Consider the following 20,479-nt stretch of genomic DNA (forward strand, 5'->3'; position numbering starts at 1 on the left):
TTTATTTAGAGTTTCTGTAACGCTGCCTGTCACTCTCGCGATTTAGTCGGCGCAGAGTCTGCAATTTTTCTGAAATTTTTAACTCCAGCCCTCGGGGAACCGGTTGGTAGTACTCACGCTCGGCAATCTCTTCGGGGAAGTAATTCTCTCCCGCAGCAAAAGCATCGGGTTCGTCGTGGGCGTAGCGATACTCCGCACCGTGGGACAAGCTTTTTGCCAGTTTGGTAGGGGCATTGCGCAAATGCACTGGCACTTCATAACTGGGCTCGCGACGAACATCCGCCACGGCACGATTGTAAGCGGAGTAAACTGCATTGCTTTTTGCCGCAACCGCCAGGTAAGTAATGGCTTGGGCAATTGCCAACTCGCCCTCGGGACTCCCCAGGCGCTCCTGCACATCCCAGGCATTCAGCGACAACTGCAAAGCCCTCGGGTCCGCATTGCCGATATCTTCACTAGCCATACGCACGACACGGCGAGCGATATATAGCGGGTCGCAGCCTCCATCCAGCATCCGCACAAACCAGTAGAGCGCCGCATCCGGGTCAGACCCCCGCACTGATTTATGCATGGCGGAAATCTGATCGTAAAAATAATCGCCGCCTTTATCAAAACGGCGAACATCGGCACTGAGCACCTCGGCGAGCACGTCTTCATCGACAATCAGTCGCCCGGCCTCCTCTTTGGCCAGATCGCATGCCACTTCCAGCAAGTTCAAAGCACTGCGGGCATCCCCATCGGCAGCCCGGGCAATCTTGCCCAACACTTCCTCGGGAATGTTGACGCTCCGCTCGCGCAACTGCAGGTCGGTTTGCAGGGCATAGCGCAGTAACCCCAACAATTCCTCTTCGGGAATACTGCGCAAAAGATAGACCCGACACCGGGACAGGAGCGCATTGTTCAACTCAAAAGCGGGGTTCTCAGTAGTCGCCCCGACAAAAGTCACAGTCCCCTCCTCCACGTAGGGAAGGAAGGCATCCTGCTGAGCTTTATTAAACCGATGCACTTCATCGACAAATAAAATAGTGTGTCGGCCCGACTGTATCCGGTGCTGTTCAGCTTCGGCCACCGCCTGGCGAATATCTTTCACTCCGGCGAGTACCGCAGACAGTGTGGCAAATCGAGCATCGCACTCTTCAGCTAACAACCGCGCAAAAGTGGTTTTGCCCACACCGGGTGGGCCCCACAAAATCATTGAGTGCAGTTGGCCGCGCTCTACGGCCTCCCGCAGAGGTTTGCCCTCCCCCAATAAATGCGACTGGCCCACATAGTGGGCCAGGGAATTCGGCCGCATACGGGCCGCGAGGGGTTGGTGGGTTTTGGGAGTATCGAACAGATCACTCATCTTTAATAATGTCAGTACCGGCCGGGGGCTTAAAATCAAATATAGAAGCGGATAGTTTTGGGTTCGCTTCCATACCACTGAACTGAATTTCAGTGGTTTGTCCCATACCATCGCGCACGGTCATTGCCGACGGCAAGCCATTTTTGGCAAATCGAATTTCCATGGCTTTAAAAGGGGCCGAGGGGTTCTTGGGGGTCAGGTGATAAACCCCTTCTTTCTGGCTCACATTAAACGAGCCTCGAATTTCCTCTACTTTGCCCCCCAGTAATAGGGCTGGGGTATCCTTAATACGGGCATCCACTGGGCGAACTGTCACCTGCTCCAGGTCCGGATCGTACAGCCAGAGCGTCTTGTTGTTTGTCACCAGTAACTGCGGATAAGGCTCACCGGTTTTCCAGCGCAATTTGCCCGGGCGCTGCACAGAAAAGCTACCATTGCTCCTTTGTGTGACCTCACCGCGCTCGTCGATCAATGTCTGTTTGAAATTACCCGAAATCGCTTCCAACGGCTTGAGTAAATCGCTCAGGTCATCGGTGGCATCAGCCCAGGCCGCGCTGGCGGTAACACTGATTGAAAGCAGCAGACCCTGCAGAATTCTTTTCATAGTGGAGTCCCAACGTATTGATTTCCTTAAAGATTAACCCCGACTAAGTGAACAGTGGCTTAACCCGCCACTGCTCCAAGGGCCAAACTCGTATCAGGCTGGCGGCGGTGCCAGCACCTCTCGATTGCCGTTGTGGCCCGCCGCAGATATCACCCCGGCAGCCTCCATGGCGTCAATAATTCGAGCCGCGCGATTGTAACCAATCCGCAGCTGACGCTGCACAGAGGAAATTGACGCCTTGCGGGTTTTAGTGACGAAAGCTACGGCTTCGTCGTAGAGCGCATCGGCTTCAGGGTCTTCATCCTCACCGCCTTCAGACTGTAATCCAGGCACGGGAATACTGTTATTACTATCGTCGACAATACCATCGATATAATCAGGCTCACCGCGACGGCCCCAATCCGCGACAACTTTATGCACTTCGTGATCGTCGACGAAAGCGCCGTGGACACGAACGGGAACACCACTTCCAGGCGGTAAGTACAACATGTCACCATGACCGAGCAGCTGCTCCGCGCCGCCCTGGTCGAGGATTGTGCGGGAATCCACCTTGGACGAAACCTGGAAACCGATTCGAGTAGGTACGTTGGCTTTAATCAAGCCGGTAATAACATCCACCGACGGACGCTGGGTTGCAAGCAGTAAGTGGATGCCAGCTGCACGGGCTTTTTGTGCGATTCGCGCGATCAGCTGTTCGACCTTTTTACCGACGATCATCATCATGTCGGCAAATTCATCAATCACGACAACAATGGCAGGCAGTGCTTTCAGGGCCGGTGCGGTTTGTTCATCTTCCGGCACGCTGGAGGCGGGATCTGGCTGCCAGATAGGATCGATCAGCGGCTCTCCGGCCTCTTCAGCTTCTTTCACTTTGCGGTTAAAGCCTGCGAGGTTTCTCACCCCCATTGCCGCCATCAACTTGTAGCGGCGCTCCATTTCTCCAACACACCAACGCAAACCATTGGCGGCATCGTTCATATCGGTGATGACCGGGGTCAACAAATGCGGAATGCCCTCGTACACCGAGAGCTCCAGCATTTTGGGGTCCACCAGGATCAGGCGGACCTCATCGGGCGTGGATTTGTACAGCAGGCTCAACAACATAACGTTGATACCCACGGATTTACCCGAACCGGTGGTACCCGCTACCAGCAAGTGAGGCATCTTGGCCAGATCGGCCACCACCGGCTGACCGGAAATATCGTGACCGAGCGCCAGAGTCAGCGGCGATTTGGCATTATCGTAGACATCTGCCGACAACACTTCACTGAGACGTACCATCTGTCGATTTTCGTTAGGGATTTCGATACCCACAACCGACTTGCCTGGGATTACCTCAACCACACGCACACTGATCACCGCCAGTGAGCGCGCCAGGTCTTTTGCCAGATTGGAAATCTTGCTCACCTTTACGCCGGGAGCAGGCTGAATTTCAAAGCGGGTTACTACCGGTCCCGGCAGCACAGATACCACTTCGGCAACAACGCCGAAGTCTTTCAGCTTAAGTTCCAGCAGGCGCGACAGCGCTTCCAGGGATTCCCGGGAGAAACCGGCCTTCTTGTTTTGATCTGCTGGATCGAGAAGCCCCAGCGGCGGCAGGGTTCCAGTAACCGGGCCACTTTTGAAAAGCTCTCGCTGTTTTTCCTTCGCAGCCCGAGGACTCTGCTTCGGTTTGGGGGCAGCGGGCTCAATCTTCGGGGGAATTCGTTTGGCAACTCGCTGTTTCTCTTCCTCCACAGCGGCCTTGCGCACGACGATCGCCTCTCTGGCCACCCTCCGCTCATTGCTCTTTTGGCGCCAGCGTTGATAGAAACTGCCCAGCAAGGCAAAAAAGCCGAGCACATTCTTGCCGATTGCCTCTGCCAATTTGAGCCACGACAACCCCGTAAAAACAGTGACACCGATAGCAAATATCGCCAGCAGTAAAATGGTTGCCCCTACATAGCCGAGGCTAGAACCCAGGGCAGACGCCATCGCACTGCCGATGATGCCTCCATTGGTAAACGGCAATGGATTTTCTGCGGGATCAAAACAAAGAGTCGCCATTGCCGCCCCGCTGACAAGAACCAGCAGCAAGCCAAATACTCTCAAAGCAAATAGCGGCAAATGGAAGCGGGCATTGCGATCGCGAAGAATGTGATAGGCCCGCAGACCAATCAGCAAGGGGAACAGGTAAGCCATCCATCCGAGCAAAGACAAACACACATCTGCCAGCCAAGCACCGGCTGGCCCAATGGCATTGTGCACTTGTTGGGTACTGCCAGTTTGCGACCAGCCCGGATCTTCTGCGCTAAAGCTTAACAGGCTAATGGCGAGCAACAGGGCACCAGCCAGCAAACTGATCAGGGCCCCCTCGCGAACGAGTCGGGCGATCAATGAGTCTGGCAATGCATTGCTCTCTGCAGGGCTTTTTTCAGTTGCGCTTTCGGCCTTCAATGGCTTACCTCAATAATGCTGTACTTTTTATGTCCACATGAACTTGGCGGTGCCTACCTGGGACCTGAACCCCCAAGCCGCCTGATAAAATTCTGTATTGCTTACAAAAGAAAGCAACTCAATCAGGCTATTTTACAATCTACGCTTTCAGATTGCGCCTTACGATCCCTGACACCAAGTAGTTTTTTTTGTTTGGCGGCAGTATCGAAAAACCTGGAGCGCTTCCTAGCCAGTATTCTCTTCTAAATTTATCGGTTTGTACGTGCGATAGATGCAATTTGGAATCATCATCGAGATATCTTGCCCTGAATCCTCCCAGCAAACCTCATCAATAATCGCCTGGGTAACTCTCTCGCGGAGGTAACTATTCAGAATTTCCAATTTGTATTGATCCCCGCCCAACTCTGTTTTTAATTTGTCTTGAGTACTATCCCGGTAATAGGTTCTGGATACCCGCTCTGCTTGCGAAAAGCCTGCATCGCTGAGCAATTGTAACAACTGGTCTTCCCGCAAAAAGAACCGATCCAAGAGCAACGATTCACGGTGTGTCAGCGCTGACAGTTTTCGCTTTTGGGCACACAGTAAATCTTGGACCCCGGCAGACGCCGGCATCAAGTCCCAAACCAACAGCGGACCTCCCGGCTTCAAAACCCGATAACACTCCTGGAGAACCAGGGGCTGATCTTTATAAGGCACTTCGTGCAGACCCATTCTGATTGCCACAGCATCAAATAATTCACTGGGATATGGCAAGTTTCTTCCATCACCTATAGTGATATCGGCAGCTAGCAATTGAATATTTGGGTCAAGGTTTTCAAGCTGCGAAGGGTGGGAATCGCACAAGCTACATTGAATAATAACCCCATGAGCTTTGGCAAACTTAAGCAGGTAGCTACTCAGGACTCCCCTGCCACACATCAAGTCGAGAACTCGACAACCATTGCTGAGGCCCAGCGCCATAGCAAACTTCTCAAGTTCTTCTGGCTCGCCCGCGCAAGTAACCGCCCCACCTCCTGTATCACCATATCCATCAGAGACAATTTCACAGCGTATTTGCAAGTTGAGCGCGGTAAATAGATCCAGCAGGTGGGGTGGGCCATGTAAGCTTGCCCGGTGATCGCCATCGGGCTCCAGATCAATGGAAAAACGCAACGAATAACTATCGTCGATAATTTCGGCTACGAAAGCCTGGGCCTCCTCACTAAGGGTCAGAAAAGTTTTAGGATGCCCCAACTGCTCTCGCTTCAGGTTTAAGGGTATGAACTTTCTTTTGTAGCGCATAACGATCCTCAACCCACTGGGGTTTGGGCACTTACTCGAAGTCACTGGCCCCTACGACGCTCACACACTCAATACATCTAACAATCCGTAATTCTAATTTGTGACACCCCATTCTCCCCCTAGCAAAGCCAGCAGCAGTTGTTTCAGATTGGAACTTTTTTACATTTTTCCAGCTCTTACGGCCAGCTTTGGCGCAAACTCCGATTTGAGCCAAACCTCTAGCAAGGTCAAAGAGAGTTGAATAGGTACGATCAATCGAACAAATTAAGGCAAACTATTTCGCCGAATGGTAAATATCGCCTATTATATCGCCCAATTTAATAGTCTCGCCTGATCAAAAAATGGACGGGCATATGGACTCCCAGCCCATTGGGTAAACTTCGCAAATTGAGAGTTTTAAGAGTACTTCATGAGCAATAACCATCATCGACTGATCATCCTCGGCTCAGGCCCTGCCGGCTACACCGCGGCTATCTACGCTGCACGGGCAAACCTGAACCCGGTTGTTATCACTGGTATGCAGCAGGGTGGGCAGCTAACCACCACCACTGAAGTCGAGAACTGGCCGGGCGGTATTCCGGAGCTTCAAGGTCCGGACCTGATGGTGCAAATGCAGCAGCACGCAGAGCGCTTCGAGACAGAAATCATCTTCGATCACATCGAATCTGTTGATCTGAAACAGCGTCCTTTCACCTTGAAAGGCAATGAAACTTACACCTGTGACTCGCTGATTATCGCCACTGGCGCCTCAGCTCAGTACCTGGGCTTGCCTTCTGAGGAAGCCTTCCAGGGGCGCGGTGTCAGCGCCTGTGCGACCTGTGACGGATTCTTCTATCGCGATCAGAAAGTTGCTGTTGTCGGTGGTGGCAACACCGCCGTAGAGGAGGCCTTGTACCTCTCCAATATCGCCAGTGAAGTGACCCTAATTCACCGCCGCGACGAGCTTCGCGCAGAAAAAATCCTTCAGGACCGCCTGATGGATAAAGTGGAAAACGGCAATATCAATGTCTGCTGGCACAACACCCTGGACGAAGTGCTCGGTGACGACAACGGTGTAACTGGGCTACGCCTGCGCAACACCCAAGACGACACCACTTCAGAGCTGGACGTTTCCGGTGTGTTTATTGCTATCGGTCACAAACCGAATACCGGTATCTTTGAAGGCCAGCTTGAAATGAATGGTGGTTACCTCATTGTGGAGAGCGGCCTGAACGGCAATGCCACCCAGACTTCTGTTCCCGGTGTATTTGCCGCAGGTGACGTATCCGACCATATTTACCGCCAGGCGGTAACTTCTGCGGGTACCGGCTGTATGGCCGCCCTGGACGCCGAGCGCTTCCTCGACGCCGAGAAGTAAGTCAAATCCCCGGGCAGAGCTTTTCTGCCCGGTATCCCCCTCAACCGACAGGAGTCAGATCGTGGCAGGGAACACCCAAAGCCGCCTGATGTGGCTCGACCACACCGTTGTAGACTTTCCCCCAACTGAATTCGCACTGGATGACCCCAATGGCTTGCTGGCGGCCGGAGGAGATCTGACTCCCGAGTGGCTGGTTGAAGCCTATCAAAGGGGGGTCTTCCCCTGGTATTCAGATGACCAGCCGATCTTGTGGTGGAGCCCCTCCCCTCGCTGCGTGGTTATCCCGCAAAACTTTCGTATTGGCCGCACTTTGCGCAAAGTATTGCGCCGAGGAACCTTTTCGGTCACCTTCGACCAAGCCTTTCCCGAGGTAATTGAGGCCTGCCGTGCCCCCCGAGCGGATGAAACCGGCACATGGATCACCGATGAGATGTGCGATGCCTATATCGACATGCACCATCAGGGGTTTGCCCACTCAGTGGAGGTTTGGCGCGACGGTCAACTCGTTGGCGGACTCTATGGTATTGCGCTGGGGCGAGTGTTCTTTGGGGAGTCGATGTTTCACCGGGAGACAGACGCTTCAAAAGTCGCTTTTGTCCACCTCGTTCGGCAATTAGAATTGTGGGGCTGCCCACTGATTGACTGCCAGGTGAGCAATCCTCATCTCAGCAGCCTTGGGGCGGTGGAAATGTGTCGTAAGGATTTCGAACAACTGCTGGCAGACGGCATTAAGCAGCCGCCTTTCCCGCAGCCCTGGAAGCTTTCGTGGACTTATGGGTAAATACTCTCAGCTGGATTCAGTGCGCCTATTGGCCACCCTGCCCCACCCCTGCGGTTACCTGCCGGATCGGGAGGCAACAACGGTGTTTGTCGATCCACAAACAGAAGTGGATCAGCGTCTGTACAACCGCCTGTCAGAGCTGGGATTCCGGCGCAGTGGTGCCTACCTCTATCGCCCCCAGTGCGCGACCTGTCGCGCCTGTATACCGGCTCGCGTACCCGTGAGCCTGTTTGTCCCCGACCGCAACCAGAGACGCTGTTGGAAGCGCAACAAGGACCTGGACATATTCCATATCGAGTCCATCGATACAGATGAGCATTACGAACTCTACGCCCGTTATATCGAGCAGCGCCACGCCGATGGGGAGATGTACCCGCCCAGCCGGGAACAATACCGCAGCTTCCTGAGTCAGGCTTGGGGGTCTACTCGCTATATTGAGCTGAGAGCCCGTGGCAAGTTGGTGGCAGTGGCTGTAACAGATATCCTGACTGCCGGGTTATCGGCGATCTATACTTTCTTCGATCCCGATGAGGACAAACGGAGCCTAGGCAGTTACTGCATCCTCTACCAGATCGAATGGGCCCGGCGCTTGGGGCTACCTAATCTCTACCTGGGGTACTGGATTGAGAAGTGCCACAAAATGGCCTATAAAAGCCAATTTCGCCCCATCGAAATGTTAAAAGAAAACCGCTGGAGCCTTAAATCGCTCTAGTTCAACACACTCTCCCTTTGCTCTATCTTGCCTTTTCGTGCAAAATGCTCGCCCGTCAAGCCGCGGCTAGGCCAAAGAGCCTCCGGGGTAAAGGTCTGATCAAGTTATTGTAAGGTTGCTGCCGCATGGCAAAAGACGATTATATTGAAATGGAAGGCGAGGTGATCGACACCCTGCCGAACACCACTTTCCGCGTAAAACTGGAAAACGGACACGTGGTAATTGCGCATATCTCTGGAAAGATGCGTAAAAACTACATTCGCATTCTCACCGGCGACAAGGTGAAAGTGGAGCTGACTCCATACGACCTGAGCAAGGGCCGCATTACGTACCGCGCGCGCTAATTCGCTCAGAGGCCAAATTCCGCAAGGCAATTTGACCTGAAATAAAAAAGCCACCTCTCGGTGGCTTTTTTATTACTTGGCTGAAGCTAATTTACTTTAGGCGGGCACCGCCGTTTTAATCGCCAGCTCATCATCTTCAATGGTGACGCAAACACGCCCACCCTCTTCTGCCAACTCACCAAAGAGCACGGCTTCTGCCAAAGGCTTGCGCAGCTTGTCGCGAATCAGGCGGGACATAGGCCTCGCACCCATCTTCTCGTCATAACCCCGCACCGCCAGCCACTCTCGAGCCTCATCATCAACGACCAGTGTCACCTTGGAGTCATCCAACTGGGCCTGCAACTCAACGATAAACTTATCCACCACCGTCTTCACGACATCCAGAGGCAGAGAACGGAATTGAATAATATTATCGAGGCGATTGCGGAACTCCGGGGTAAACATCTTCTTGATCTCCTCCATTCCATCGGTGGAGTGATCTTGATGGGAGAACCCGATTGAACGACGGCTCATCACCTCAGCGCCCGCATTGGTAGTCATAATCAGAATAACATTGCGGAAATCCGCTTTGCGGCCGTTGTTATCAGTTAGGGTGCCGTGATCCATCACCTGCAAAAGCAGATTGAATACTTCGGGGTGCGCCTTCTCAATTTCATCGAGCAGCACAACACTGTGGGGGTGCTTGGTAACCGAGTCTGTCAGTAAACCACCCTGGTCAAAACCTACATACCCAGGGGGCGCGCCGATCAGGCGGGAAACCGTATGGCGCTCCATATACTCAGACATATCGAAACGAATCAGCTCGATACCCATCACCTTCGCCAACTGGCGGCAGAGCTCTGTCTTGCCGACTCCGGTGGGACCCGAAAACAGGAAGGAGCCGATGGGTTTCTCTTCAGAACCCAGGCCGGCGCGACTCAGCTTAATCGCCGTACCCAGGGCATCAATCGCGCTGTCCTGCCCAAACACCACCATTTTGAGATTGTCATCCAGGCGTGATAACTGCTCCTTGTCAGAAGCAGACACGCTCTTGGCAGGTATTCTCGCCATCTTGGCGATAACCATCTCAATTTCACAGACCCCAATAACCTCTTTGCGGTCCTCTTCAGGCAGCAAAGATTGGTAGGCTCCCGCCTCATCGATTACATCAATGGCCTTATCTGGGAGGAATCGCTCGGTGATGTGACGACTGGATAGCTGCGCAGCAGCATCCAAAGCTCCATCGGTAAAGCGGACCTTGTGGTGATCCTCAAAGCAGCTTCTGAGCCCCTGCAATATTTGCACGGTCTCTTCCACTGAGGGCTCACTGACATCGATCTTTTGAAAACGGCGCGACAGCGCGCGATCTTTTTCAAAGATACCGCGATATTCAGTAAAAGTTGTGGAACCTATACAGCGCAATTGACCGCTGGAAAGTAGCGGCTTAAGTAGGTTCGAGGCATCCATGACGCCTCCTGAAGCGGCGCCGGCCCCGATGATGGTGTGGATCTCATCGATAAACAGTACGGCGTGCTCACGCTTCTTGAGCTCCGCTAGCAGCGCCTTAAAGCGCTTCTCAAAATCACCGCGATACTTGGTTCCCGCCAGCAGGGAGCCGAGATCCAGAGAGTAAATAGTGCTCTCTTTCAAAGGTTCGGGGATATCCTCATCAACAATACGCCGTGCCAACCCCTCAGCAATTGCCGTCTTGCCGACACCGGACTCACCCACCAACAGTGGATTGTTCTTGCGGCGACGAGCGAGAACCTGCGTGACACGCTCCACCTCAGGTGCACGCCCCACAAGCGGATCAATACGGCCAAGAATTGCCTCTTGATTGAGGTTGGTGGCGTAGCTTTCCAGGGGGTCGGAACCACCTGGCTCAGCGCCCCCACTAATTTCCTCATCTACCTGCTCAGGTGCAGTATCGGAACCGTGATGGTGATTATTACCACTGGAGCCAACGCGGGAAATTCCGTGGGTGATGTAGTTAACTACGTCTATCCGGGCAACACTCTGCTGCTTCAAGTAGTAAACAGCCTGGCTCTCCTGCTCACAAAAAATGGCGACCAGGACATTAGCCCCTGTAACTTCCTTTTTACCGGATGACTGGACATGGAATACGGCCCTCTGCAGGACCCTCTGGAAACCCAATGTCGGCTGGGTTTCTCGATCTGTATCGGCCTCCGGGATCAACGGTGTTGTGGAGTCCACAAACTCCAGGAGTTCACGGCGCAATGCACTTAAATCCGCCCCGCACGCATGTAGAACATCTGCTGCGGATTCGTTATCCAAGAGCGCCAGCAATAGGTGCTCAACGGTCATGAATTCATGCCGTTTCGCTCGAGCACCTTTGAACGCTAGATTAAGCGTTACCTCTAAGTCCTTGCTGAGCATCTAAACCTCAAACCCTAATCGCCAATATTTCCCGCCGACTCCGCTGGTAGGCGCGCACCCTTCGCCGGCGTTTATATCCTGGCTGATTCCCTTCAGGTGACGGGACCCTTTGTTCAAAGCAGTTTTTGTCAGAATCAATCCTCTTTGCTTTCGTCCGCTTCAATTTCACATAACAGGGGATGCTCATTCTCTTGAGCGAACTGATTGACCTGTGCGGCCTTTGTCTCCGCTATATCCCGAGTATAGACACCACACACTGCTTTTCCCCGTGTGTGAACCTGCAACATTAACTGTGTGGCGCGCTCCCGGTTTACTGAAAAAAACAACTCCAAAGTCTCAACAACAAAATCCATGGGGGTGTAGTCATCATTGAGCATAACGACTTTATACATCGGCGGCCGCTTCAGCTGCGGCGGCGCCTCCTCAAGGGCCAACCCACCATCGAAATCATCGAAGTACGGGTTGTCTCCATCGGAGTCACTGGAGCTTAGTTTAATGATTCGCGAAGTACTCATAACAATTATCAATGAATTCTATCGAGCCTGAAAATTGCACCCAATGCAACCTTCAATGACGTGACATTGTAACCTTATTTGACCTTTGACACAGCGGTCAGCGGGGAACCTTGACAATCCCCCTGCTGTTGACTACAAGAGGTAGTGACCGCTACATCAAACGTTAGTCGCAGATAGGATCGCAGCCGACTAACCAGCAGGTCAAATAAATATAAAAACTCTGTAAGGTGGCCAGGGGCCACTCAGGCAATTAGAGGGAATCGTTATGCCTACCGGTACTGTAAAGTGGTTCAACAACGCTAAGGGATATGGGTTTATTCTTGCAGATGAGGGAGGGGAGGATCTGTTCGCGCACTATTCCGCAATTCAGATGGAAGGCTACCGAACCCTGAAGGCCGGCCAGCAAGTCACCTTCGATATTATTCGAGGAGACAAGGGCTACCACGCTGCAAATATCTCCGCATTGACCTCCGAAACCACTTCACCCAACACTTCGAGCAAAAGCGAATCTGATGCAGTACACACAGAAAAGTCGAGGGAGAAGGAAGCGGAAGCTGTCGGCTAAGCGAGCCCAGCAAACAGACAATAAAAAAGCCCTTCACCAATGTGAAGGGCTTTTTTCATGGGACTCTGGCCAACTTAAAGCCAGCCCGGCCTCACGGATGTAGCTTAAGCCATGTGCTTGATAACTTCGTCACCAAACGCAGAGCAAGACTTCAGCTCAGCACCGTCCATCAGACGCTCGAAATCGTAGGTTACGGTTTTGGCTTCAATAGCACCTTCCATACCCTTGATTACCAGGTCAGCAGCTTCGTTCCAGCCCAGGTGACGCAGCATCATCTCAGCGGAAAGAATCAGGGAGCCCGGGTTAACCTTGTCCTGACCAGCGTACTTAGGCGCAGTACCGTGGGTTGCTTCGAACAGGGCAACGTCGTCGGACAGGTTTGCGCCCGGAGCGATACCGATACCACCAACCTGTGCAGCCAGTGCGTCAGACAGGTAGTCACCGTTCAGGTTCAGGGTAGCAATTACGTCGTACTCAGCCGGACGCAGCAGGATCTGCTGCAGCATAGCGTCAGCAATTACGTCCTTAACAACGATTTCCTTGCCAGTCTTCGGGTTCTTGAAGCTGTGCCAGGGGCCGCCGTCCAGCGGCTGAGCGCCAAACTCGTCGCGAGCCAGCTCGTAACCCCAATCAGCGAAGGCACCTTCGGTGAACTTCATGATGTTGCCTTTGTGTACCAGGGTTACAGAATCGCGATCCTGGTCCACAGCGTACTGGATAGCCTTGCGCACTAGACGCTTGGTACCTTCTGCAGAAACCGGCTTAACACCGATACCACAGTTCTCAGGGAAACGGATCTTCTTAACACCCATCTCGTCCTGCAGGAACTTGATAACTTTCTTAGCTTCGTCAGTGTCAGCTTTCCACTCGATACCAGCGTAGATATCTTCGGAGTTTTCACGGAAGATAACCATGTCTACCTTGTTCGGCTCTTTAACCGGAGAAGGTACACCGCTGAACCAGCGCACCGGGCGCTGACATACGTACAGATCCAGCTCCTGACGCAGGGCTACGTTCAAGGAACGGAAGCCGCCGCCTACTGGAGTGGTCAGGGGGCCTTTGATGCTAACAACGTAGTCTTTGATCGCTTCCAGAGTTTCAGCCGGGAACCAGTCGCCAGCGTAAGTCTCTGCCGCTTTCTCACCGCAGTAGATTTCCATCCACTCGATTTTCTTTTCGCCGCCGAAAGCTTTTTCTACAGACGCGTCGATCACCTTGCGCATTACCGGGGTGATATCCACACCGATGCCGTCACCCTCGATGAAAGGAATAACCGGGCGATTCGGAACATTCAGCGAACCGTCGGAATTGACTGTAACTTTTTCGCCGTCTGCCGGCACTTGGATATGACCCATATTGCGTAAACTCCCAAAATTCTATGACTTTTTAGGTCCAGCGTTGCTTGCACCGCTCCCCCGGGACCTTAGGGCGGGGATGAAAAACGGCGGGATTATAGCAGCCTCGGCTAATTTTTGTAGTTGGATTACAATACTCAATTTTTCTTATGGCAAAGATTATTCTCCTCAACAAGCCTTTTGGCGTATTAAGCCAATTTACAGATGATCAGGATCGCGCCACTTTGGCTAACTTTATCCAGCACAAGGGATTCTATGCGGCGGGCCGCCTGGACTACGACTCTGAAGGATTACTACTTCTGACTGATGATGGAGCGCTACAACATCAAATCAGTCACCCCAAGCGGAAAATGCCCAAAACCTATTGGGCCCAGGTGGAGGGTGAAATTACTGATGATGCCCTTTATATGCTCAGGCAAGGGGTCGACCTGAAGGATGGCCGAACCGCACCTGCCAAGGCCAAGCGCCTACCTGATATGGAGCCCTGGCCCCGCACGCCGCCAATTCGCGAACGCAAATCGATCCCAACCAGCTGGCTGGAGCTGACTATCTCTGAGGGGCGGAATCGCCAGGTAAGGCGGATGACTGCGGCGGTCGGCTTCCCTACCCTGCGGCTAATCCGGGTGGCGATAGGCAGCTGGAAGCTCGACTCATTAAAGCCTGGCGAGTATCGGACGGAAGAGGTTTTTAGCGCTCCCAAGCCCCGAACAAAGCCGGCACACAACCGCAATCGACCGCGTCGAAAGCGATAATCTATAACGGAAGATCAAAGCGGTCTTGGTCAAACGGGGCGTTCGCAGGTAAAATTCGCCCCCCTTTCATACCAGTGAAGTAGTGACTGTCCTTCTTATGCCTGATTCCACCCACAACAAACAGCCAAAGCGCGTCATCGTCGGTATGTCCGGCGGTGTGGATTCCTCTGTAGCCGCACACCTGCTGATCCAGCAGGGCTATCAAGTGGAAGGCCTGTTTATGAAAAACTGGGATGAAGACGACGGCACAGAATACTGTACTGCCAAGGCGGACCTCGCGGATGCCCAGGCAGTTTGTAAGAAGTTGGGTATCAAGTTGCACACCGCCAACTTTGCTGCGGAGTACTGGGATCACGTATTCGAGTACTTCCTGGCAGAGTATAAAGCCGGGCGCACTCCCAACCCGGACATCCTCTGTAACCGGGAAATCAAATTTAAGGTCTTTCTTGAGTACGCCGAAGTGCTGGGTGCCGATGCAATAGCCACCGGGCACTATACCCGTCGCCGCGATATCGATGGACGCACCTATTTATTGAAGGGCCTCGACGGCAACAAAGACCAGAGCTACTTCCTGCACGCGGTGGGAGAAGCCGAATTTGCCCGCTCGCTCTTTCCCTTAGGGGAGCTGGAGAAGCCCGAGGTTCGCCGTATCGCTGAAGAAAACGGCTTTATCACCCACAACAAGAAAGACAGCACCGGCATCTGCTTTATCGGCGAGCGCCGCTTCAAGGATTTCCTCGAGCAGTACCTGCCCGCCCAGCCCGGCGATATGGAAACCCCAGAGGGTGAAGTCATGGGGCGCCACGCGGGCCTGATGTACCACACCATTGGCCAGCGCCAGGGGCTCGGTATTGGCGGCGTCAAAGGTGCAGGCGAACAGCCCTGGTACGTTGTCGGAAAAAACCTGGAGCGCAATGTATTGATTGTGGCCCAGGGTGCACACCACCCCCTGCTTTACGCAACGGGGCTGGAAGCAACACAAACCCACTGGATTAATGGCGCAGCACCGGACAAAACTTTCCGCTGCCAGGCCAAGACCCGCTATCGCCAACCAGATCAGGATTGCACCGTGCACCTGCAGGACAATGGCGATTTGGTTGTAGAGTTCGACGAGCCACAACGCGCAATCACACCGGGACAATCTCTGGTACTGTACGATGGAGAAACCTGTCTAGGTGGTGCGGTGATCGAGAAAGCCACGGGAGTTGGCGCCGCAGTACCGGAAAAATACAAGAAAGATTAAGGAGTAATTTTGAATAACTGGCGGGATCAGGCACTGGCACTGGCAGGAATATTCCAATCCGCAACACTGGTGGAGCGCCTGGCCAAAACAGGCTCTGCACCGCAGGAACAGCTGGAAACCGGGGTATATAGCCTCTTCCAACTAAACCCTGATCGCACTGAAGATATATTCGCCGGTGCAGACAAGCTGCTGCCCGGCTTAAAAGTATCGCAGCAAATACTAAAGACCCGGCAACACCCGGAATATACCGACGGTCTACGCTACGCCCTCTCGGTGATCTACCTGCAGCGACAACTCAGCAAGAATAATGACCTGCTATCAATCATTGGCAGCCGATTGGATAAGGCCAAGACTCAAGCAGAGCACTTCGAACTGACTCACGAGAATGTATTTTCCAACCTCGCCAGCATCTACAGCGATACGCTAGGTACCTTCCGCTTCCGGATTCAAGTACTGGGTGACTTCAATTACCTGCAACAGCAGCGTATTGCCAATCAAATTCGCTCCATGCTATTTGCCGGCATCCGCTCGGCAACCCTATGGCGACAGCTGGGTGGGCGTCGCCTGCACCTTCTGTTCCAGCGCAAAAAGCTTTTGAATGCGACCAACGAATTGATCGCACATATCGAATCTATAGAACACTAATCCCGGAGATTTACTATGACAGTTGAGCTTTCCGCACTCACAGCGGTATCCCCTATTGATGGTCGCTACGAGAGCAAGACTGCCCCCCTGCGTGAAATTTTCAGTGAATACGGCCTGATCCGCGCCCGCGTTGAAGTGGAAGTACGCTGGCTGCAAAAACTTTCCGCACATAAAGAGATCGCCGAAATTGAGCAGTTCGACGAAGCTGCCAACAAGCTGCTCGACAGCATTGTGGCCGACTTCTCCCTGGAAGATGCTGAGCGCATCAAGGAAATCGAGCGCACCACCAACCACGATGTAAAAGCGGTTGAATACTTCCTCAAGGATAAAATCAGCAGCAATGCCCAGCTGGCAAAAGTGAGTGAATTCGTACACTTTGCCTGCACCTCTGAGGACATCAATAACCTGTCCCACGCCCTGATGCTTCGCGCCGGCCGCGACAACGTCATGTTGCCTGCGATGGAAGCCCTGATTGACGCTATCGTAGGCCTGGCCCAGGACTTTGCCGACGTACCCATGCTGTCCCGTACTCACGGCCAGACAGCCAGCCCGTCTACTGTTGGTAAAGAACTTGCCAACGTGGCCGCGCGCCTACGCCGCCAGGTAGCCCAGATTAAAGCGGTACCGCTGCTGGGTAAAATTAACGGTGCGGTAGGTAATTACAACGCTCACCTGTCCGCCTATCCCAATATTGATTGGGAGCAAAATGCTGAAGAATTCATTTCTTCTCTGGGCCTTAGCTGGAACCCCTACACCACCCAGATCGAACCGCACGACTACATTGCTGAGCTGTTCGACGCTGTTGCCCGCTTTAACACCATCCTGATCGATTTTGACCGCGATGTATGGGGCTATATCTCCCTGGGTTACTTCAAGCAAAAAGTCGTAGCCGGTGAAGTTGGCTCCTCCACTATGCCGCACAAAGTTAACCCCATTGACTTCGAAAACTCCGAAGGGAACCTGGGTATCGCCAACGCCGTATTCCAGCACTTGGCCGCCAAACTTCCAGTATCCCGCTGGCAGCGCGACCTGACAGACTCCACCGTGCTGCGCAATATGGGGGTGGGTGCGGGCTACTCTGCCATTGCCTATGCCGCCACCATGAAAGGCCTGGGCAAGCTGGAAATCAACCGCGAGCGCCTGGCAGAAGACCTGGATAATTCATGGGAAGTATTGGCAGAGCCGATCCAAACGGTTATGCGTCGCTACAACATTGAAGAGCCTTACGAAAAACTGAAGGCCCTTACCCGTGGCCAGGGCATCACCCGTGAAACCCTGAAAGTATTTATCGAGAATCTGGAGATTCCCGCAGAGGCCAAGAGCGATCTGCTGGAAATGACTCCGGCATCCTATATCGGTAACGCAGTGGAACAGGCTCGCAAAATTTAACCGAGCCCAGCTACCAGCCGCACCCAGTGCGGCTGGTCATCTTTTAAAAAATACAAAAGTACGCTGGATAGTTTCCGAACCTCAGAATATCCAGATACAAACCCCAGCCTTCTGACAGTGAGAGTTACCGTGGCCAGCCCCCTTACCCATCTTGGCGACATGCCCATCGAAGTTTTTATGCGTGACTATTGGCAGCAGAAACCCCTGCTGATACGCAATGCTTTCGCCAACTTTGAATCACCCATCTCGGGTGAAGAACTCGCAGGTATGGCCCTGGAGGAAGCGGTCGAGTCTCGCTTGGTATTGGAAAATGGTGAAAGCGGCCCCTGGGAGCTGCGCACCGGTCCATTCACTGAAGAGGATTTTCTCTCCCTCCCTAAAACCCACTGGACCCTGCTGGTACAAGCTGTCGATCAGTGGATGTCAGAAATTGCTGAACTAAGAGATTTCTTCCGCTTTATCCCCGACTGGCGCCTGGATGATGTGATGATCAGTTACGCCGCCGATAAGGGCAGCGTTGGCCCCCACTACGATCACTACGATGTGTTTCTTCTCCAGGCCGAAGGCAAACGCTTGTGGCAGCAAGGCCCCAAAGTGGATGAAAGCAATCCCCGCCTCGAAGGAACCCCCCTCAATATCCTGAAAGAATTCGAAGCAGAAAACAGCTGGGTACTGGAGCCCGGCGATATGCTCTACTTGCCGCCCCAATACAGCCATTGGGGAATAGCCGAAGGTGGGTGCACCACGATCTCTATTGGTTTCCGCGCCCCTTCCGCCGCAGCGATCCTCGAAGATCTCGCCGCTGAAATCGCTATGGATTTTCCGGACAGCCAGCGCTACACCGATGCCGGTGCAGAAGTGGCGAAAAACCCAGCGGAAATTGACCCCGCCTCTGTTACCCGCCTGCAACAACAGCTCGGCGAGTGGCTGCAGCAGCCGGAGAAAATCGCCCAGTGGTTTGGCGCGATTATGACCGAAGCAAAATACCCAGATACTGTCGCACTGGACGCTGACGACGCTGCAGACTGGCGCGAACAAATGCCCCAGGGAGCAAAACTGGTTTTAAATCCCGCTTCCCGCACCGCCTTTTGCCGCGAGCCAGCCACTTTGTTTGTTGATGGTGAAGCCTTCCCCTGCCCCTTGGCGTTTGCCGAGCAGTTTGCTGAATCCCATGAAATTTCCTGGGATGATATCGAAGCCTTCCCGGAAATAGCGGAAGACAGCGGCCTTCTCGATCAGCTGGTTGCACAGGGCACCCTGATCTACCCTCCTGAGGATTTCTGAGATGCCAGTAGCTATACGCCTAGCGGATTGGGATACTGACCGAGAGGCAATTCGCTCAATACGCGAGGCCGTTTTTGTGCAGGAACAACAGGTACCTGCGGATCTGGAATGGGATGATCAAGAGGAAACATCCCAGCACTTCCTCGCCTACCGCGAAACAACTCCGGTTGCCACCGGACGCCTCACCCAAGGCGGAAAAATTGGTCGTATGGCCGTGCAGAAGTCTTCACGTGGGTGCGGTATCGGGGCCCGGCTATTGCAGGCCATCTGTGAGCGGGCGAAGGAACAAAACTTTCAGCAAGTCCATTTACATGCACAGCAACATGCTGAGGGGTTTTACTTGCAGGCTGGGTTTGAGGTGGAAGGCGACGTATTTTACGAAGCGGGAATTCCCCATATCAAAATGGTGCGCAGCCTGATTTGACTATTTTGAGGCCTGCCACCAGCAACCATATGGCAGGCCCGGCCCCATCTCAACTCTCTACTGGGGCATAGCGCTTCTCGACAAAGTGAGCCAAAGGCGCTATCCCCAACACATACACTATCCAAAGCCCAAGCCCCCAATAGGGATTGAAAAGGGTCAACAAGCACGCCAGGATACTGGTACACAACATCACCATGCTGACCACTAGTACACGGTGTGCGGATACGTTCGTTCGGTTCGCAGCGACACACCACATACCCGCAATTGCTATAGCGGCCACCGCATAGCTGGCTGACAATAAGATCACTGACCAAACCTGGTCTGGATATTCCCCCATCAAACTTGCTGGAAAGGGAATGAACGCCACCGCCCCCAATAGCAAAAAGTTAAAACTGGTAAAGGCAACCGATTTAAATTGGTGATCCGACATCAGATGATTGTGGGTAAGCCACAGCCGACAGAGAATCGCAAAGCTCAGTATCCAGGAAAAAAAATGGGGCAACTGCTGAAGAATATTGCTGTGGAAATCCTCGCCCGGCTTTATATCCTCCAGATCGGGAATCTGGATATTAAAAACCAGCAGCGTCATAGCAATGGCAAAAACGCCATCACTGACGGCATTAATACGGCTAGCCAAGAAAGACTTTCGACGCATGGGCCACCATCGATTGCCAAGGTTGCATACTCATTAAAGCCCAGTCCCGAAGCAGGATCTCACCTCTAGTTTCAAGATGCCAACAGCGTTCACACCACTCACATCCTTCCTCCTGATAACGAGCCACGGAATGTTTCTATTGGGGAGATGAAATTATATGATAACGACTTTGTAAGTGTATTCTTTTAAATGAAGGGGCTATTAAAGCTCCTCAATACGGCACCGCCTAGCAAATAGCATTCAACTTCAACAGCCGTTGGCGATACTTTGATCAAACCTAGCTGCCCGATCGATTTCCATCCCGTTTACAATCAACTCCTTGTGTTCGGGCTACGGCCATTAATTGCTCTAAGATCTATCTAATGCGACTTGTTTCACATCCATTAAAACCCTAACGCTTAATCCCTATTGGCCGC

Annotated in this window: 19 protein-coding genes; 11 read left to right on the forward strand and 8 right to left on the reverse strand. The window is 53.1% G+C overall.

The window, feature by feature from the left end; genetic code table 11:
• Window position 1: 1 nt before the first annotated feature.
• From ACJJII_RS18970 to ACJJII_RS18985, 4 genes are all read right to left on the reverse strand, one after another.
• Window positions 2–1,345 carry a replication-associated recombination protein A gene (locus ACJJII_RS18970; protein WP_444917329.1) on the reverse strand — a complete coding sequence of 448 codons (1,344 nt, stop codon included), beginning with the start codon at window positions 1,343–1,345 and terminating at the stop codon, window positions 2–4.
• Window positions 1,338–1,949 carry an outer membrane lipoprotein periplasmic chaperone LolA gene (gene lolA, locus ACJJII_RS18975; protein ID WP_444917330.1) on the reverse strand — a complete coding sequence of 204 codons (612 nt, stop codon included), beginning with the start codon at window positions 1,947–1,949 and terminating at the stop codon, window positions 1,338–1,340. Before lolA ends, ACJJII_RS18970 begins: the two co-directional genes overlap by 8 nt.
• Window positions 1,950–2,042: 93 nt before the next feature.
• Window positions 2,043–4,385 carry a DNA translocase FtsK gene (locus ACJJII_RS18980; protein ID WP_444917331.1) on the reverse strand — a complete coding sequence of 781 codons (2,343 nt, stop codon included), beginning with the start codon at window positions 4,383–4,385 and terminating at the stop codon, window positions 2,043–2,045.
• A gap of 225 nt (window positions 4,386–4,610) precedes the next feature.
• Window positions 4,611–5,666, reverse strand: coding sequence for a methyltransferase domain-containing protein (locus ACJJII_RS18985; protein ID WP_282933071.1), 1,056 nt, complete (start codon window positions 5,664–5,666; stop codon window positions 4,611–4,613).
• Window positions 5,667–6,075: 409 nt separating this feature from the next.
• Here ACJJII_RS18985 and trxB point away from each other — a divergent pair, with 409 nt between their 5' ends.
• The 4 genes from trxB (at window position 6,076) to infA (ending at window position 8,860) form a co-directional block, all read left to right on the forward strand.
• Entirely contained in the window at window positions 6,076–7,023 is a 948-nt protein-coding gene (trxB, locus tag ACJJII_RS18990) for a thioredoxin-disulfide reductase (protein WP_444917332.1), read from the forward strand.
• Between the two features lie 88 nt (window positions 7,024–7,111).
• The gene (gene aat, locus ACJJII_RS18995; protein ID WP_444919284.1) at window positions 7,112–7,804 is read left to right on the forward strand and encodes a leucyl/phenylalanyl-tRNA--protein transferase; all 693 of its coding nucleotides are present in this window, start codon (window positions 7,112–7,114) and stop codon (window positions 7,802–7,804) included.
• Entirely contained in the window at window positions 7,797–8,516 is a 720-nt protein-coding gene (locus ACJJII_RS19000) for an arginyltransferase (protein ID WP_413662222.1), read from the forward strand. Before aat ends, ACJJII_RS19000 begins: the two co-directional genes overlap by 8 nt.
• Window positions 8,517–8,641: 125 nt before the next feature.
• The gene (gene infA, locus ACJJII_RS19005; protein ID WP_010130378.1) at window positions 8,642–8,860 is read left to right on the forward strand and encodes a translation initiation factor IF-1; all 219 of its coding nucleotides are present in this window, start codon (window positions 8,642–8,644) and stop codon (window positions 8,858–8,860) included.
• 96 nt (window positions 8,861–8,956) lie between these two features.
• Here the strand turns inward: infA and clpA are convergent, their stop codons facing one another.
• Together clpA and clpS are read right to left on the reverse strand one after the other, a co-directional pair.
• On the reverse strand, window positions 8,957–11,236 hold the full coding sequence (gene clpA, locus ACJJII_RS19010; RefSeq protein ID WP_413662223.1) for an ATP-dependent Clp protease ATP-binding subunit ClpA: 2,280 nt from the start codon (window positions 11,234–11,236) through the stop codon (window positions 8,957–8,959).
• A gap of 134 nt (window positions 11,237–11,370) precedes the next feature.
• Window positions 11,371–11,751, reverse strand: coding sequence for an ATP-dependent Clp protease adapter ClpS (gene clpS, locus ACJJII_RS19015; protein ID WP_413662224.1), 381 nt, complete (start codon window positions 11,749–11,751; stop codon window positions 11,371–11,373).
• Window positions 11,752–12,016: 265 nt separating this feature from the next.
• On the opposite strand from clpS, the gene cspD reads away from it, so the two are divergent.
• Entirely contained in the window at window positions 12,017–12,316 is a 300-nt protein-coding gene (gene cspD, locus ACJJII_RS19020; RefSeq protein WP_413662225.1) for a cold shock domain-containing protein CspD, read from the forward strand.
• A gap of 104 nt (window positions 12,317–12,420) precedes the next feature.
• On the opposite strand, the gene icd is transcribed toward cspD, so the two are convergent.
• Window positions 12,421–13,671, reverse strand: coding sequence for an NADP-dependent isocitrate dehydrogenase (icd, locus tag ACJJII_RS19025; RefSeq protein ID WP_020415259.1), 1,251 nt, complete (start codon window positions 13,669–13,671; stop codon window positions 12,421–12,423).
• Window positions 13,672–13,820: 149 nt separating this feature from the next.
• Here icd and ACJJII_RS19030 point away from each other — a divergent pair, with 149 nt between their 5' ends.
• The 6 genes from ACJJII_RS19030 (at window position 13,821) to ACJJII_RS19055 (ending at window position 19,408) form a co-directional block, all read left to right on the forward strand.
• The gene (locus tag ACJJII_RS19030; protein ID WP_444917333.1) at window positions 13,821–14,423 is read left to right on the forward strand and encodes a pseudouridine synthase; all 603 of its coding nucleotides are present in this window, start codon (window positions 13,821–13,823) and stop codon (window positions 14,421–14,423) included.
• Window positions 14,424–14,520: 97 nt separating this feature from the next.
• Window positions 14,521–15,666 (forward strand): tRNA 2-thiouridine(34) synthase MnmA, encoded by a 1,146-nt coding sequence (mnmA, locus tag ACJJII_RS19035; protein ID WP_444913223.1) that lies wholly within the window; start codon window positions 14,521–14,523, stop codon window positions 15,664–15,666.
• A gap of 6 nt (window positions 15,667–15,672) precedes the next feature.
• Window positions 15,673–16,311, forward strand: coding sequence for a high frequency lysogenization protein HflD (gene hflD, locus ACJJII_RS19040; RefSeq protein WP_413665869.1), 639 nt, complete (start codon window positions 15,673–15,675; stop codon window positions 16,309–16,311).
• Between the two features lie 15 nt (window positions 16,312–16,326).
• Window positions 16,327–17,700: an adenylosuccinate lyase gene (purB, locus tag ACJJII_RS19045; protein ID WP_444917334.1), complete on the forward strand. Its 1,374-nt coding sequence runs from the start codon at window positions 16,327–16,329 to the stop codon at window positions 17,698–17,700.
• A gap of 129 nt (window positions 17,701–17,829) precedes the next feature.
• Window positions 17,830–18,984, forward strand: a complete 1,155-nt coding sequence (locus ACJJII_RS19050; RefSeq protein WP_444917335.1) for a JmjC domain-containing protein — start codon at window positions 17,830–17,832, stop codon at window positions 18,982–18,984.
• Window position 18,985: 1 nt separating this feature from the next.
• On the forward strand, window positions 18,986–19,408 hold the full coding sequence (locus ACJJII_RS19055; RefSeq protein ID WP_444917336.1) for a GNAT family N-acetyltransferase: 423 nt from the start codon (window positions 18,986–18,988) through the stop codon (window positions 19,406–19,408).
• Window positions 19,409–19,457: 49 nt separating this feature from the next.
• On the opposite strand, the gene ACJJII_RS19060 is transcribed toward ACJJII_RS19055, so the two are convergent.
• Window positions 19,458–20,063, reverse strand: coding sequence for a TMEM175 family protein (locus tag ACJJII_RS19060; protein WP_444897520.1), 606 nt, complete (start codon window positions 20,061–20,063; stop codon window positions 19,458–19,460).
• Window positions 20,064–20,479 lie beyond the last annotated feature (416 nt).

It is taken from the genome of Microbulbifer maximicatervae (SeqCode) (genome assembly GCF_052467825.1).